The organism is Pseudomonas sp. Marseille-QA0332 (assembly GCF_054950175.1).
This window is the reverse complement of sequence record NZ_CM143106.1, coordinates 1,190,741-1,205,636: the sequence shown is the minus strand read 5'-3', so window position 1 is coordinate 1,205,636 and position 14,896 is coordinate 1,190,741. Positions and strand designations below refer to the sequence as shown.

Annotated in this window: 17 protein-coding genes; 8 read left to right on the top strand and 9 right to left on the bottom strand. The window is 64.2% G+C overall.

The genetic code is table 11. The annotated features are described in order from the left end of the window. Window positions 1-85: 85 nt before the first annotated feature. Window positions 86-967 (top strand): non-homologous end joining protein Ku, encoded by an 882-nt coding sequence (ku, locus tag ACY8GK_RS05790; protein WP_462402560.1) that lies wholly within the window; start codon window positions 86-88, stop codon window positions 965-967. Window positions 968-1,166: 199 nt separating this feature from the next. Here the strand turns inward: ku and ACY8GK_RS05785 are convergent, their stop codons facing one another. After that, window positions 1,167-1,634 carry a hypothetical protein gene (locus ACY8GK_RS05785; RefSeq protein ID WP_196178683.1) on the bottom strand — a complete coding sequence of 156 codons (468 nt, stop codon included), beginning with the start codon at window positions 1,632-1,634 and terminating at the stop codon, window positions 1,167-1,169. A gap of 366 nt (window positions 1,635-2,000) precedes the next feature. Between ACY8GK_RS05785 and ACY8GK_RS05780 the strand changes: the two genes are divergently transcribed. Both ACY8GK_RS05780 and aldA read left to right on the top strand, forming a co-directional pair. Beyond that, window positions 2,001-4,223 carry a PQQ-dependent dehydrogenase, methanol/ethanol family gene (locus tag ACY8GK_RS05780; RefSeq protein WP_196178685.1) on the top strand — a complete coding sequence of 741 codons (2,223 nt, stop codon included), beginning with the start codon at window positions 2,001-2,003 and terminating at the stop codon, window positions 4,221-4,223. A gap of 5 nt (window positions 4,224-4,228) precedes the next feature. Beyond that, a complete protein-coding gene (aldA, locus tag ACY8GK_RS05775; RefSeq protein ID WP_462402559.1) occupies window positions 4,229-5,662 on the top strand; it encodes an aldehyde dehydrogenase in 1,434 nt (477 codons plus the stop codon). Between the two features lie 42 nt (window positions 5,663-5,704). Here aldA and ACY8GK_RS05770 read toward each other — a convergent pair whose 3' ends face one another. The 6 genes from ACY8GK_RS05770 to ACY8GK_RS05745 are packed head-to-tail and all read right to left on the bottom strand — an operon-like array spanning window position 5,705 to window position 10,445. Then, window positions 5,705-6,082 (bottom strand): Rho termination factor N-terminal domain-containing protein, encoded by a 378-nt coding sequence (locus tag ACY8GK_RS05770; RefSeq protein ID WP_196178689.1) that lies wholly within the window; start codon window positions 6,080-6,082, stop codon window positions 5,705-5,707. A 42-nt stretch (window positions 6,083-6,124) separates the two neighbouring features. Continuing rightward, the gene (locus ACY8GK_RS05765; RefSeq protein WP_196178691.1) at window positions 6,125-6,553 is read right to left on the bottom strand and encodes a hypothetical protein; all 429 of its coding nucleotides are present in this window, start codon (window positions 6,551-6,553) and stop codon (window positions 6,125-6,127) included. 28 nt (window positions 6,554-6,581) lie between these two features. Next, window positions 6,582-7,541 carry a lysylphosphatidylglycerol synthase domain-containing protein gene (locus ACY8GK_RS05760; protein ID WP_196178693.1) on the bottom strand — a complete coding sequence of 320 codons (960 nt, stop codon included), beginning with the start codon at window positions 7,539-7,541 and terminating at the stop codon, window positions 6,582-6,584. Then, a complete protein-coding gene (gene clsB, locus ACY8GK_RS05755) occupies window positions 7,541-8,743 on the bottom strand; it encodes a cardiolipin synthase ClsB (RefSeq protein ID WP_462402558.1) in 1,203 nt (400 codons plus the stop codon). The genes ACY8GK_RS05760 and clsB overlap by 1 nt, the downstream gene beginning before the upstream one ends. After that, entirely contained in the window at window positions 8,740-9,525 is a 786-nt protein-coding gene (locus ACY8GK_RS05750; RefSeq protein ID WP_462402557.1) for an endonuclease/exonuclease/phosphatase family protein, read from the bottom strand. Before ACY8GK_RS05750 ends, clsB begins: the two co-directional genes overlap by 4 nt. Next, window positions 9,522-10,445: a DUF72 domain-containing protein gene (locus tag ACY8GK_RS05745; protein WP_196178699.1), complete on the bottom strand. Its 924-nt coding sequence runs from the start codon at window positions 10,443-10,445 to the stop codon at window positions 9,522-9,524. The genes ACY8GK_RS05750 and ACY8GK_RS05745 overlap by 4 nt, the downstream gene beginning before the upstream one ends. Before the next feature lie 249 nt (window positions 10,446-10,694). Here ACY8GK_RS05745 and ACY8GK_RS05740 point away from each other — a divergent pair, with 249 nt between their 5' ends. Beyond that, a complete protein-coding gene (locus ACY8GK_RS05740; protein ID WP_196178701.1) occupies window positions 10,695-10,835 on the top strand; it encodes a hypothetical protein in 141 nt (46 codons plus the stop codon). A 147-nt stretch (window positions 10,836-10,982) separates the two neighbouring features. Next, window positions 10,983-11,534 (top strand): ATP-dependent Clp protease proteolytic subunit, encoded by a 552-nt coding sequence (locus ACY8GK_RS05735; protein ID WP_196178703.1) that lies wholly within the window; start codon window positions 10,983-10,985, stop codon window positions 11,532-11,534. Between the two features lie 12 nt (window positions 11,535-11,546). On the opposite strand, the gene ACY8GK_RS05730 is transcribed toward ACY8GK_RS05735, so the two are convergent. After that, window positions 11,547-11,945: an NUDIX hydrolase gene (locus ACY8GK_RS05730; protein ID WP_196178705.1), complete on the bottom strand. Its 399-nt coding sequence runs from the start codon at window positions 11,943-11,945 to the stop codon at window positions 11,547-11,549. Between the two features lie 290 nt (window positions 11,946-12,235). Between ACY8GK_RS05730 and ACY8GK_RS05725 the strand changes: the two genes are divergently transcribed. The 3 genes from ACY8GK_RS05725 (at window position 12,236) to ACY8GK_RS05715 (ending at window position 14,439) form a co-directional block, all read left to right on the top strand. Further along, entirely contained in the window at window positions 12,236-13,444 is a 1,209-nt protein-coding gene (locus ACY8GK_RS05725; protein ID WP_196178707.1) for a zinc-dependent alcohol dehydrogenase, read from the top strand. Window positions 13,445-13,453: 9 nt separating this feature from the next. After that, window positions 13,454-13,993 carry a hypothetical protein gene (locus ACY8GK_RS05720; RefSeq protein WP_196178709.1) on the top strand — a complete coding sequence of 180 codons (540 nt, stop codon included), beginning with the start codon at window positions 13,454-13,456 and terminating at the stop codon, window positions 13,991-13,993. 116 nt (window positions 13,994-14,109) lie between these two features. Continuing rightward, window positions 14,110-14,439 (top strand): DUF6555 family protein, encoded by a 330-nt coding sequence (locus ACY8GK_RS05715; protein ID WP_230375896.1) that lies wholly within the window; start codon window positions 14,110-14,112, stop codon window positions 14,437-14,439. A 75-nt stretch (window positions 14,440-14,514) separates the two neighbouring features. Here the strand turns inward: ACY8GK_RS05715 and ACY8GK_RS05710 are convergent, their stop codons facing one another. After that, on the bottom strand, window positions 14,515-14,685 hold the full coding sequence (locus ACY8GK_RS05710; RefSeq protein ID WP_196178710.1) for a hypothetical protein: 171 nt from the start codon (window positions 14,683-14,685) through the stop codon (window positions 14,515-14,517). Window positions 14,686-14,896 lie beyond the last annotated feature (211 nt).

Below are 14,896 nucleotides of genomic sequence, written 5' to 3'. Positions count from 1 at the left end.
ATTGCGGGTGATCTGATCGCACAGACACCTTGAACGGCTGGCAGCTTGCAGCTTGTGGCCCCAACCTTTCGTCAAGGAGCAGGACATGGCCCGGGCAATCTGGAAAGGCGCCATCAGTTTCGGCCTCGTGCATATTCCCGTATCGCTCAATTCCGCGGTCAGCAGCCAGGGTATCGATTTCGACTGGCTGGACAAGCGCAGCATGGAGCCGGTCGGCTACAAGCGGGTCAACAAGGTGACCGGCAAGGAAATCGACCGGGAGAACATCGTCAAGGGCGTGGCACATGAAAAAGGCCAGTATGTGGTGATCAGCGAGGAGGAGATTCGCGAGGCACGTCCCGAGGCAACCCAGACCATCGACATCTTTTCCTTCGTGGATGCTGGCGAAATCCCCCTGCAGCATTTCGATACTCCTTATTACCTCAGTCCCGACAAACGCGGGGGCAAGGTCTACGCCTTGTTGCGCCAGACGCTGGCCAGCAGCGGCAAGGTGGCGCTGGCCACCGTGGTGCTGCACACCAAGCAGCACCTGGCGTTGCTGCGTCCGCTGGAAGACGCCTTGGCGCTGATCACCCTGCGTTGGCCAGACGAGGTCCGCGACCTCGACAGCCTGGAGCTGGACAAGAGCGTCACCGAGGCCAAGATCGACAAGCGCGAGCTGGAAATGGCCAAGCGTCTGGTCGAGGACATGAGTGGCGAGTGGACGCCAGGGGACTACAAGGACGTGTTCCGCGAAACGATCATGGAGCTGGTCGAGGAAAAGGCCAGCAAGGGCAAGATCAGCGTGGTGGCCAGGGAGGAAGGCGAAACGGCGGAGAAGGGCGCCGATATCATCGACCTCGCCGAGCTGCTCAAGCGCAGCCTGGGCAGCAGGTCTTCGACGAGGAAGGCCGACACCGCGAAGAAGACCCCGGCAAAGCCCGCCTCGGACAAGAAGCCTGCCAAGCGCTCGCGCAAGGCGTCCTGAACCGCTGCCCTGCGCCCTGTCTGTTCGTCGACCGGCTTGCTCGCCAAGCCTTGCTTGGGCTTTGTACGAAAAGTGCCAGCGCGACAATCAGGCTACGTTGCGAACAGGCTCGGAATGCTCGTTTGCAACCCGTAAACTCCGCTTGCCCGCCTGTTTTCGTCTTGCCTGATCGCCGCTCGGCGACTTTTTCGTGCAGAGCCTAGTCGCCAGCCAGGCCGGCCAAGGCCTGGCGCAGGCTGGCCAGGTCGCTGAAGCGCTGTTCGCGCACCACCTTGCCGCCTTGGAGTTCCAGCCACTGTACGCTGTCGCGATCGCCGGCATAGCGCGCGGCCACCTGACCATCGCGGTCCAGCAGTATGCGATAGCGCGCCGAGCGCATGCTCGGGACCAGCAGCGATTGCACCACGCTCGGCAGTTTCTCGATATCGGCCACGAATAGCACGCCACGCTGGTCGAGGTAGCCATCGGGGGTATGTTCCAGCGCGCTGTTGACCAGCCGTGCGCTGGACATGCTGCGGGCGATCATCAGCACGCGCGTGCCGGCATCGAGCGTATGGGCATGCTCGAACTGATCCTCCAGCGTCCAGGCCGTGTCGTTGGACACGGTCTGCTGCGCCAGCAGGTGAGTACAGGTCAAGCCGAGGATCAGGAAAAGGCAGGCGCGCATCGCGAGGTGCTCGGTAGAGGGATGAGCACACCCTAGCGGCAGTGGCGGCAAATGCCAATCGTGAGCCACAGACCCAAGCCGGTCGTGGTGGCTGGACGAGGTGCTTGCAACGACACCCGTCTCGCTTTTTCCTGTGGCTTGCGGTTTGCCGATTGCCGCTCATGGCTGTAGCTCGCGCTGACACAGGTGTGCCAGAACCGGTACGGCTGACACATGCACGTGTTCATCCAAGGCGGCTTGAGCTTCATCCGGAGGGCTCTGCCACGCCGTTTTCAGCCTGGCGTGCCGGGCCTGGCACAGCGGTTGCTCGGGTAGCGATGCCGCACCAGTGGGTGTTCGGCCACTAATAAGAACGGAGATCCTTCGATGAATCGTACTGGCCTGCTGCACAGAGGCTCGCCATCCGCGCCGCCTGCCTCGAGGAGACATACCACGCTCGCCGCCCTGGCCTGGGGGCTGGTCACGCTGACGCCGTTGGTCGGCGTGCCGCTCCAGGCGGCCGAAGTCGACGGCCAGCGCATCATCGCCGCCGACAAGGAGCCGGGCAACTGGATGAGCCATGGGCGCACCTACGACGAGCAGCGCTATAGCCCGCTGAAGGCCATCAATGCCAGCAACGTCAGCCAGCTGGGCCTGGCCTGGAGCTACAAGCTGGACCTGGACCGTGGCGTCGAGGCCACGCCCATCGTGGTCGATGGGGTGATGTACACCACCGGGCCGTTTTCGGTGGTGTATGCACTGGACGCGCGCGACGGCAAGCTGCTGTGGAAGTACGACCCGCAGTCCGACCGGCATAGGGCCGGGGAGGCCTGTTGCGACGCAGTCAACCGGGGGGTGGCCGTCTGGAAGGGCAAGGTCTATGTCGGCGTGCTCGACGGTCGTCTGGAGGCGATCGACGCCAGCACTGGCAAGCGGGTCTGGTCGGTCGATACCCGCAACGACGACAAGCGCAGCTACACCATCACCGGGGCGCCGCGGGTGGTCAATGGCAAGGTGATCATCGGCAACGGCGGCGCCGAGTTCGGTGTGCGCGGCTACGTGACGGCCTATGACGCCGAGACTGGCAAGCAGGCCTGGCGGTTCTTCACGGTACCGGGCGATCCGAAGCTGCCAGCGGAGAACAAGGCGATGGAGATCGCTCGCCAGACCTGGCATGGCGACGCCTTCGTCGAGCAGGGCGGCGGCGGCACTGCCTGGGACTCCTTCGCCTACGATCCGCAGCTCAACCTGCTGTACATCGGTGTCGGCAACGGTTCGATGTGGGATCCCAAGTGGCGCAGCCAGGCCAAGGGCGACAACCTGTTCCTGTCCTCGATCGTCGCGGTCAATGCCGATACCGGCGAATACGTCTGGCACTACCAGACCACGCCAGGCGACGCCTGGGACTTCACCGCCACCCAGCACATGATCCTCGCCGAGCTGCCGATCGACGGCAAGCCACGCAAGGTCCTGATGCAGGCGCCGAAGAATGGCTTCTTCTATGTGCTCGACCGGGCCACCGGGGAACTGCTGTCAGCCAGGAACATCGTGCCGGTCAACTGGGCCAAGGGCATCGACATGAAGACTGGCCGGCCGATCGTCGACGACGAGGCAGCGGCCTACTGGAAGGATGGCAAGCGCAAGCTGGTCACCCCAGCCTTCTGGGGCTCGCATGACTGGCACCCGATGTCCTACAACCCTGATACGGGGCTGGTGTACATTCCGGCACACATCATGTCGGCCTACTACGAACACATTCCCGAGGCGCCGAAGCGTCATCCGTTCAAGAGCGTCTACCAGCTGGGGCTGCGCACCGGGATGATGCCGGAGAACGCCGACGGCCTGCTGGACATGGCCAAGACCTGGTCCGGCAAGCTGATCGCCTGGGATCCGGTCAAGCAGGCTCCGGCCTGGGAAGTGCCATACATCACCATCTTCAATGGCGGTACCTTGAGCACCGCGGGCAACCTGGTGTTCGAGGGCAGCGCCGATGGCCGGGTGATCGCCTATGCCGCCGACTCTGGCAAGAAACTGTGGGAGTCACCCGCCGCCAGCGGGGTGATGGCGGCACCGATCACCTATTCGGTCGATGGCGAGCAGTACGTCACCTTCATGGCCGGCTGGGGCGGCGCCTTCTCGACCTTCGCCGGCGCGCTGTCGCTGCGCGCCGGTGTGCAGCCCTATGCCCAGGTGCTGACCTACAAGCTCGGCGGCACGGCACCGCTGCGCGAGCCTTCGCCACCGGCCGACGCGCCTGAGCCGCCGGCCTTGGCCGCCGATGAACAGACCGTGGCCGCGGGCGCGGCCCTGTACGACGGCAACTGCTCGCAATGCCACGGCATTCACGCCGTGAGTGGCGGGGTGTTGCCGGACCTGCGCAAGCTCACCCCGGAAAAACACCAGATGTTCCTCGGCATCCTCTATGGCGGCCGCGTCCCGGACGGCATGCCCTCGTTCGCCGACGCGCTCAAGCCCGAAGAGGTCGAGCAAGTGCACCAGTACCTGATCAAGCGCGCCCACGACCTCAAGCGCGAGGGCGACGCCTGGCAGCAGTTCAGCGCCAAGCCCGCCGTCGACCGGTCGCTGGCCGACAACCAACCCCAGGAGTGACCGCCATGCACGATGCAACCTATCAGAACTACATCGACAGCGCCTTCGTTGCCAGCGAACAGCTGATCGAGGTGCATAACCCGGCCAACGCCGAGCTGCTGGCAAGGGTACCGGAATCGAGCAGCGAGCAGGTCGAACGGGCCATCGCCGCGGCGCGCCGGGCACAAAAGAGCTGGGCAGCCCGACCGGCCATCGAACGGGCCGGCTACCTGCGCCAGATTGCCGGCAAGGTGCGCGCCAACGCCGAGCGTCTGGCCCGCATCATCACCCTGGAACAGGGCAAGGTGCCGGGTCTGGCGCTGGTGGAGGTGAACTTCACCGCTGACTACCTGGACTACATGGCCGAATGGGCACGCCGGCTGGAGGGCGAGGTGCTGACCAGCGACCGCCCTGCCGAACATATCTTCTTGCTGCGCAAGCCACTGGGCGTGGTCGCTGGCATCCTGCCATGGAACTTCCCCTTCTTCCTCATCGCCCGAAAGATGGCGCCGGCCTTGCTCACCGGCAATACCATCGTGATCAAGCCCAGCGAGGAGACGCCAATCAATTGCCATGAATTCGCCAAGCTGGTGGCCGAGACCGACCTGCCTAGCGGGGTGTTCAACGTCGTCGGTGGCAAGGGCGCCAGCGTTGGCCAAGGGCTGTCCAGCCATGCTGGCGTGGACCTGGTCAGTTTCACCGGCAGCGTCGCCACGGGCGCGCGCATCATGGCCGCGGCGGCGCCGAACATCACCAAGCTCAATCTCGAGCTGGGCGGCAAGGCGCCGGCGATCGTGCTCGCCGATGCCGACCTGGAGCTGGCCGTCAAGGCGATCGTCGCTTCGCGGGTGATCAACACCGGCCAGGTGTGCAACTGTGCCGAGCGGGTCTATGTCCAGCGCAAGGTCGCCGATGCGTTCACCGACAAGGTGGCCCAGGCGATGGCGGCGACCCGCTATGGCGATCCGTCGCGGCAGGCCGACCTGGACATGGGACCGTTGATCAACCAGGCCGGGCTGGACAAAGTGGCGCAGATGGTGCGCACGGCAAGCGGCGAGGGCGCCGAGCTGGTGACTGGCGGGCAGGTGGCCGACCTCGGCGCGGGCTTCCATTACCAGCCCACGGTGTTGGCCGGGTGCTCGGCCGGCATGGAAATCATGCGCAAGGAGATCTTCGGTCCGGTACTGCCGATCCAGGTGGTGGATGACCTGGACGAAGCCATCGCCTTGGCCAACGACAGCGAGTATGGCCTGACTTCGTCGATCTACACCCGCGACCTGAGTGCGGCGCTCAAGGCCAGCCGCGAGCTCGACTTTGGCGAGACCTACATCAATCGGGAGAACTTCGAAGCCATGCAGGGCTTCCATGCCGGCGCGCGCAAGTCCGGCATCGGTGGCGCGGACGGCAAGCATGGGCTGTACGAATACACCCGCACGCAAGTCGTCTACATCCAGGGCTGACGTGCCAGACCGGTTCCCGACGGCAGCCGGGAACCGGGCAGTTCATGCAGCTTTCTTCAATGCCTGGACCAGCTCGGCCTTGCGCATGCTCGAGCGCCCGGCGATCTGATGCTGGCGGGCACGCTCCATCAGCTCTTTCATGGTCATGTCTTCCAGCGCCTCGCCCGAGCGCGGCGCCCCCTTGCGCGTCGCCGCGGCACGCTTGGCCGAGCTGCTGCGCGCGTCCTCCTTGGCCTTGGCGCTGGTCTTGCGCCCCGAGCCGCCCTGGCGCTCGCCGCCTCCGGACTGCTTGTTGACCGTGGCCCAGGCCCGTGATTCGGCCTCGCCCTTGGATACACCCTTGGCCTCGTAGCCTTCCTCGATGTGCTCGGCCTTGCGTTTCTGCTTGTCGGTGTACTTGGCCTTGCTGCCTTGTGCCATGACGATTTCCTCACAGTGAAGGTTGGGTTGCGCTGTGCTACATCACTGGGTATGCCAGATGCCGTCGTTGCGCTCGCAGTCGCTACGGGCCTGGGCCAGATCGGCGGCGCTGTAGTACTGGGTGACCACACGCGCCTGGTCGGGGATGCTCGGACGGGTGGAGGGCTGGTCGCTGCCAGCAGCGTTGGGGTTGGCCAGCGCTTCCTGGGTCAGCGCCACCGAACAACGCCCGACGCTGCCCTGGGCACATTCGCCGACCTGCTTCTTCTGGCTGTTGAGCATTTCCTTGCTCTCGTTGCTGCAGGACCAGGCGATCGCCTCTGCCGGCATGTGGGTGAAGCTGTAGCACGTGTGTCGCTCCACGGGGGCGATCGCTTCGCTGGATGATCGCGTGACGACATCGCAGGCCGCCGCCAGCAGTTGTCCGCTGGCCAGGCTGCAGGCCAGCCCAAGCAAGGCACTCATACGCATGCTCACCTCCCGGGCCCATGGCCCTGTGTCAGGATTTGTGCAGGGTCGCCTGCCCGCGTTGACGCATGGCCTTGGCGCGTTTTTCCAGCACCAGGTAGGCGATGACCGCGATGATCAATGGAATCAGGTAGTACAAGGTACGATAGCCGAGCAAGGTCGCGACCAGCGTGCCTTGGCCGAGCTGACCGGCCAGCAGCGCGAGGAACACGGTCTCCAGCACGCCGAGGCCGGCCGGGATGTGCGCCACGACGCCGGCGATGGCGCTGATCAGGAAGATGCCAAGGATCGAGGGATAGAACATCGGTTCAGGCAGCAGCCAGTGGATCAGCAGGGCCATCAGCGCCCAGTTGCAAGCGCCCAGCGCTATTTGGCACATGGCCAGGCGCAGCGAGGGCAGGGTGATCTCGTGCTGGCGCACATGCCAGGTACGCCGCTTGGCGAAGCCGCAAGCCAGCAGGTAGGTCGCGGCCACGGCCAGCAGCAGCAAGCCGATCAGTTGCAACCCGGTGGCACCCACGGCCCAACTTTCCGGCAGCTTGACCAGGCGCAAGGCGAACACCGTGCCGGCCAGCAGCATGTAGCCGACCCAGTTGGTCAGCAGGCCTAGGGTAAGGATCCGGGTAATGGTCGCGGTATCCAGGCCGAGCCGGCCGTAGAGCCGGTAACGCAGCGCCACGCCGCCGACCCAGGTGGTGAAGTTGAGGTTGAAGGCATAGCAGACGAAGGCTACCGGCAAGACCTGGCGGGCCGGCAGCTCGTGCCCGGTGTAGGCCCGGCCCAGCAGGTCGTAGCTGGCGAATACCAGGTAGCTGCACAAGGCGATGGCGAGCCCCACGGCCAAGGTCATCGGCTTGTAGGCCATCAGCGACTGACGCACTTCGTTCCAATCCAGGTTGCGCGCCAGCGAGTACAGCAGTGCCGGTACCAGGATCAGGAAGAACACGGTCAGCAATCGCTTGCCCCAGGTTTGCCAACGCTTGCGGTCCATCACGTCTTGCCCTCGCGGTAGGTGCCTTGCGGTTCGGTGACCGGTTGCAGCGACTTGAGCCGCTGCCGATGCGCCGGGAACCAGCCGGCGATTCGCGGAAAATTGCGGATGACGTGAAAGCACAGGAAGATCAACGGGGCGCGCCACCAGTAGCCACGCACCATGCGCTCCAGGGTCACGGCCTTGCACTGCTTGCCGGCCAAGGCCGTCAGATGGTCGTGCAGACGCTGGTTGAAGCCGCGATCACGGATGAGCAGGTTGGCTTCCAGATTGAAGGACAGGCTCAGCGGGTCGAGGTTGCTCGAGCCGACGGTGGACCATTCGTCGTCGACCAGCGCGACCTTGCCATGCAGCGGTCGCTCGCAGTACTCATGGATACGGATTCCTTCGCGAAGCAGGTAGTTATACAGCAGCCGTGAGAGCGCGCGTACCCAGCGCATGTCCGGCTGCCCCTGTAACACCAGGGTCACCTCGACGCCTCGGCGCGAGGCATTGCGCAGCTCGCGCAGCAAGCGGTAGCCGGGGAAGAAATAGGCGTTGGCTACCACGATCCGCTTGCGTGCAGCACGAAACGCTTGCAGGTATTGCTCCTCGATATCGTCGCGGTGACGCTGGTTGTCCCGCTCCACCAGGGCGGCCCTGATGTGGCCGGCAGGTTCGGTCACCGGGCGCACCTGGCTCCTGGGCTTGAGTACCGGGGCCATCAGGTGGCGGCTGCTGGCGTGCAGCTGAGCAACGACCGGGCCGCTGACTTCCACGGCGTAGTCCTGCTTGGCCATGGGACCATAGTCACCGAGGTGGTCGGCGCTGAAGTTGATGCCGCCAATGAAGGCCCGCTCACCGTCGACCACGACGATCTTGCGGTGCAGGCGGCGGAACAGGTTGGTACGCATGCCGATGACCCGCGGTTGCGGGTCGAAGGCGTGAAAATGCACCCCCGCTTCGGTCATGCCGGCAATGAAGGCGTCCGGCAGGTCTGCCGTGCCGTAGCCGTCGACCGCAACCTCCACCCGGACACCGCGCCGGGCCGCTCCGATCAGGACCTCGCGCAGCTCTCGCCCAACCTTGTCATCGAAGATGATGAAGGTTTCCAAAAGGATCTCTTCCCGCGCCTGGCTCATCACCTCGAACACACGCGGGTAGAACTCCTCACCGTTGATCAGCAACTCCACATGGTTGCCGTCGACCCAGCGTTCGCTCACAGACTTACCTCCGCAGCCAGGGGGGCATGGTCGGACAAATGCGACCATGGATACTTGGACAACACGGTTGCGCCATTGGGCATGGTATTGCGCAGATAGATGCGGTCCAGACGCAGCAGCGGGAAACGCGCCGGGAAGCTGCGGGCCGGTGTGCCGAAGCGTTCGCCGAAGGCTTCCACCAGGCGCTGCGACAGGACTTCGTCGGCCTTGAGCCGCCAGTCGTTGAAATCCCCGGCGATGATCACCGGCGCCTTGGCCGGCAGGCGCTCGAGCAGCTCGAGCAGCAGCGCGACCTGGCGCTGGCGGTGTGCCTCGCGCAAGCCCAGATGCACGCAGATCGCATGCACCTGATCATGACCCGGTACGTCCAGGCGGCAATGCAACAGGCCGCGCTGCTCGTTGCCGTGGATCGACACATCCAGGTTGTGGCGTTCGAGGATCGGAAACTTGGAGAGCAGGGCATTGCCATGGTCACCGTCGGGGTAGACGGCATTGCGGCCGTAGGCGAACTGCGGCCACATGCTGTCGGCAAGGAACTCATACTGCGGCGCTTCTGGCCAGGCTGGGTGACGCAGGGCATGTTGCGCATGGCTGCCATGGACTTCCTGGAGAAATACCAGGTCCGCCCCGGTCGCGCGCACGGCTTCGCGCAGCTCAGGCAGAATGAAACGGCGGTTGAAGGCGGTGAAGCCCTTGTGCACGTTGATGGTCAACACGTTGAGACGGTGCACCGCCGTGACCTTGTCGATGACGGCAGCGGGCATGGGCATGGTCTTGATCATGGTGCGGCTCCTGGCGCGACGCCGGGCTCGGCAAGCGTGGCGTGGCCAGCGTCGAGCTTTTCCAGCAGACGCCGCGCATCGAAGGGTGCGTGGACCTTCTGGTCGTTGTCGAAATAGCAGTACACATCGCGCGGCCGTTGCGGCGGAATCTGCCGTGGGGCGACCAGGCGCGCGTCGTCGGGCTGGCTTCCGGCGGCCCAGTTCAGGATCCGGGTCTTCCAGCGGCGCAGCGCCTTGGCGGTATAACCGCTGCTGTACAGCTCGACATCACCGTGCAGGCGCAGGTACATGAAGTCGGCGGTCACGTCCTCGACATAGGGCCACTTGCCAGCGCTATCGGAGACGACCAGTGCCACGCCGTGCTGGCGCAGCAATTCGACGAAGCGCTCGCAAAGAAAACTCTCGTGCCGGACTTCGAGCGCATGCCGCAGGGGCGCGTCCGCTTCGAGAGCGATATCCAGCCCTGCGTTGCCGCGCAGGTGCTCGGCGCAGCGGGTAGCGCAGTCGCCAGCCGCTTGCCGGTTGGCCGGCAGGCGCTCGAGGAAACCGGCCAGGCGCGTCTCGTCGAACTTCATGGTCGGTGGCAGCTGCCAGAGGATCGGGCCGAGCTTGTCACCCAGCAACAAGGGGCCGGAAGCGAAGAAATTGGCCAAGGCTTGGTCTATGGCGCCCAGGCGCAGCATGTGGGTGATGAAGCGCGGGCCCTTGAGGGCGAACACGAAGCCAGCCGGGGTCTGGTCATGCCAGGCGCGGTAGCGCTCAGGCGTCTGCAGGCTGTAGAAGGACCCATTGATCTCGATGCTGTTGACCGCCCGCGCGGCGAAGGCCAGTTCACTGGCCTGGGGCAGGCCGGCAGGGTAGAACTCCTTGCGCCAGGGTGCGTAGCGCCACCCCGAGATACCGACACGGATATCGCTCACGGTCTGGTCCTTATCGCTTCGGCGAGTTCATGCGCCATCTGGCTGCACATCTGTGGTCTCCTGGTCGGGTACCCGGCGCGGCGCGGCGCGGTAGGCGCGGGCGAGGTACACACCATTTGCGACCTGCCAATGGGCGGCAGGGTTCAATCACCGCCATCGGGTCGGCCCGGAGCATCCTGGTTGAACTTTGCCGTGGCAGGCGATTCCACCGAATAGTCGCCCCACTGCTGCGAGAGAGGAGATTCCCGGATGAGTGAAGAAGAGCTGATGGAAGAACCTGGCAAGACCCCGCAACCCTCTGCGTCCGACAGCGAGGCGGATGAGCCGGAAGTCCTGCCGGACGACCCTGACGTCGAGGGTCTGACGCAAGATCCCGGCGCGCCTGCCTGACCTGGTCAGGCAGCGCAGCCTCAGCTGCATCATCCAACGCCTGGCGCACCTGGTGCGGCCGGGCCATGGTCTGCATCGGCCTGCCCGGCCACCTGTCCCGACGTCTGCCTCCTCACGGGAATCGAGCAGTTCATCCAGGAGAACATCATGGCAAGACACATCATCCACTACACCGGCCCGATCAATTCCTCGACCTGTGGCAACCTGATCAATACGTGTTCACGCGCCATCCAGCAGGGCGCCGATGTGCTGCAGGTGAACATCGCCACCATGGGCGGGGAGTGCAGCTACGGCTTCACGCTCTACAACTACCTGCGGTCGCTGCCGGTGCCGGTGCATACACACAATCTCGGCACCGTCGAATCCATGGGCAACATCATCTTCCTGGCCGGCGAGCACCGCACCGCCTGCAGTTACAGCAAGTTCCTGTTCCATCCGTTCCATTGGACATTGCATGGCTCGGTCGACCACTCACGCATGGCCGAGTACGCCATGAGCCTGGACTATGACCTGCGCCTGTATGCCGAGATCGTGGCCGAGCGCACCCAGGGCGCGGCCGAATCGCTCGATGTACCGCGCTACCTGATGGCCCATCCGCGTATCCTGGGCCCTCGCGAATCACTGGAGACGGGCATGATCCACGCCATCGACGAACTGCCTATCGATGCCGGGACCTGCCAATGGAGCGTGCACGCCTGAGCGGCTTGCCGCTCAGCGGACGGAGGCGGCCATCTCCTGGTCGCACTCCAGCAGCGAGCGAATCACGGTGCGGATTTCATCCTTGAGCTGTGGCGCGCGATCCAGGCGCTCGAAGCGACAGTCGGCAATCTCGTTGCTGGCGCTGGGTGCAGGCGCATCGGCGAATGCCGCCTCGAATACGTAGTGCACCCGATTGGGGGCTTCGTAGCGCATCAGAAAGCGCAGGTCTTCGGCCAGCAGACCGGTTTCCTCGAGCAGCTCCCTGGCAGCGGCCTGGCGAGGGGTTTCGCCTGGCTCGATCTTACCACCCGGCAACGTCCAGGCAGCCTTCGGCTTGCGTACCCACAGCCATTTGCTGTTGTGCTTGGCATGACGGCAGATGACGGTTGCGCGTGGCTTGGCAGGTTTCATACAGGCTCCTGGTCGTTGGCGTGCTCCTGACGGTTCGAGAGAAGTTCCCCGGCAATTGTTCCATCTGTTTTCAAGCATGGCGCGTGCGCTCCGTACAGCCTGGCCGGACAGACGGAAGCAGAGAGGCGTCGGCCCGATATACGGCACCGTTCGTCAGACCGACGGAATCCAATGGAGCTTTGCGGGTTGTTCACGGTTCCCAATTAAGCACGGTCTGCCGTGCCAAGCTCCTGCAGGTGCTTTCTGCCTGACAGCGGGGTTTTCGACAGTTTTCCGACGGAGGCGAATCCATGCGTGCCTTGACCTATCACGGTGCCAAAGATGTCCGGGTCGACAATATGCCAGACCCCACCCTGCAGGACCCCGACGATATCATCCTCAAGGTCACCGCCACGGCCATCTGCGGCTCGGACCTGCATCTCTACCACGGCAAGATGCCTACGGTCGAAAGCGGCGACATCCTCGGCCACGAATTCATGGGTATCGTCGAAGACGTTGGCAGCGGCGTGACCAATCTGCAAAAAGGCGATCGCGTGGTGATCCCGTTCGTGATTGCCTGCGGCGGCTGCTTCTTCTGCCAGCAGGAGCTGTTCGCCGCTTGCGAGACGACCAATACCGGGCGTGGTGCGATCATCAACAAGAAGGCCATTCCGCCAGGAGCAGCCTTGTTCGGCTACAGTCATCTCTACGGTGGTATCCCGGGAGGCCAGGCCGAGTACGTGCGCGTGCCCAAGGCGAACGTCGGCCCGTTCAAGGTCCCCGGCACGCTGTCGGACGACAAGGTGCTGTTCCTTTCCGACATCCTCCCCACTGCCTGGCAGGCCGTGACCAATGCCCAGGTCGCCCAGGGCTCGTCCGTGGCCATCTACGGTGCCGGCCCGGTCGGCCTGCTCTCGGCTGCCTGTGCACGCATGCTCGGCGCGCAGACCATCTTCATGGTCGATGATTGCCGCTATCGGCTCGACTACGCCAGGGATCGTTACGGCGTCACGCCGATCAACTTCGCCGAGGACGACGACCCGGCTGATACGATCATTCGTCAGACCGCTGGCCATCGTGGCGTCGATGCAGTGATCGACGCCGTCGGCTTCGAAGCCAAGGGCAGCGCCATCGAAACCGCGCTCACCACCTTGAAGATCGAAGGCAGCAGCGGCAAGGCGCTGCGCCAGTGCATGGCCGCGGTACGTCGCGGCGGCGTGGTCAGTGTGCCAGGCGTGTATGCCGGGCCGATCCATGGCTTCCTGTTCGGCGATGCCTTCGACAAGGGGCTGACGTTCCGCATGGGCCAGACCCATGTGCAGAAGTTCCTGCCTGAGCTGCTGGAGTACATCGAACAAGGCAAGCTCAGGCCCGAGGAGATCATCACACACCGCATGTCGCTGGAAGATGCGGTGCGCGGCTACGAAGTGTTCGACGAGAAACAGGAACGCTGCCGCAAGGTCATTCTGACCCCTGGCCTGCCATCGGCGGAGACTTCGAGAGCGGACCTGCAACGGTGAGCCTGAAGCATGCCTAGTCGGATCATCACCTCGGTCAACAGCGACGACCTGCATACGGAGGAGCAGGGCCTGGCCTTCGGTTCGCCCAGGGAACGGCTGGAGTTCTATCGTCGGGAAATCCAGTACGAGACGACCATTCTGGCCAACCGTACGGACGCCTACCTGGCGGCCCAGTCGTTCCTGGTGATCGCCTTCGGCTCTTGTATGGCGAACCTGAATCCGTCATGGGGGCACCTGTTCACATTGTTCGTGCCACCGTTCCTGGCCCTGCTGGGCATTGTCAGTACGCTGAACGCCTGGCCGGGGCTGCGCGCGGCCTACGGCATCATCGATCACTGGCATTTCAAGCAGAGCCAGCTGCTGCGCAACGAACCCACCGTGGGAATGGCCTATGACGACTGGCCACTGTTCAGTGAGGCCGAATCCAGCCACCGCGGCTACCGCAAATCGCTGCTGTTCTCCATGCGCACACCTTGGTTGTTCCTGGTGTTCTGGGTGTTGCTCGGTGGGTTCAGCCTGACCATCCAGCTGGTCCCGGCAGGTGCGTGAGGGCGCGTGGCTGGTATAGCAGGCGCGCTGTCCAATTGTTGTTCAATCTTTTGAATCTTCTCGGAAAACCCCGATCAATGTCGGTGTCATCCATGGAGAAGAGGAGGGCCCAAACGATGCCAACCCCACAGCTGTACATCATCGAATACCGCCTGCACGGCCATTCTCGCAACTTCATCATCCGGCTCGACCGCATGGACAACGCCGAAGCCTGGCACTGGGCCAGTTGCGATGCCGGAGTCGGTATCATCCCGAAGTTCGGTCGCGAGAAGATTCGCAAGGTCAGCCGACCCATGGCCGAGCGCTACGGTATTACCGATGTGCAGTGGCGAGTGTCGGGCGGCGCCGCACCAGTGGTCACCTCGACCGTGGCGGCCCCAGCCCAGGTGCCTGGCTCCGGCGCAAGCGACGCCTCGGGCGCGCCGGAAAAGGCAGCGGCCGTCTAGACTACGGCGGCAGCACCAAGACAGCCCGCATTTTGCGGGCTGTTTTTTTAGGGTGGGGGGCTGCTGATGGTTTCGTCAGGCACCTGATTCCGGAGCGCTGGGCGGTACGCCTCGAGGTTCCTCATCATCGCTTACGCTCGGGTCGGCATCGGGGTCCGGCACCTGAGCGTTGTCATCGAGCTCTCGCTCCAGTTCCGGCCAGTCGTCCTGGGCGTTGCCGCCGCCCATGTGCAGGGTATGAATCATTGCTGGCGTCCTCGCTTGGGTAGTGGAAAAGCGTAGTCTCATGGGTAATGAGAGTCCGGTTGCGTGGCCGGGGTCGGTCGAGGCGACAGAAGGTGCTGACTGGGCTTAGGATTGAAAACGGCGGTGGCTTGGCGAGGAGATCATCGAGCAGCGCGGTAGAAGTTGTCTTGCGGCGGTCGCTGAGGTGCTCAAGAAGCCCAAGCGCTGCGGT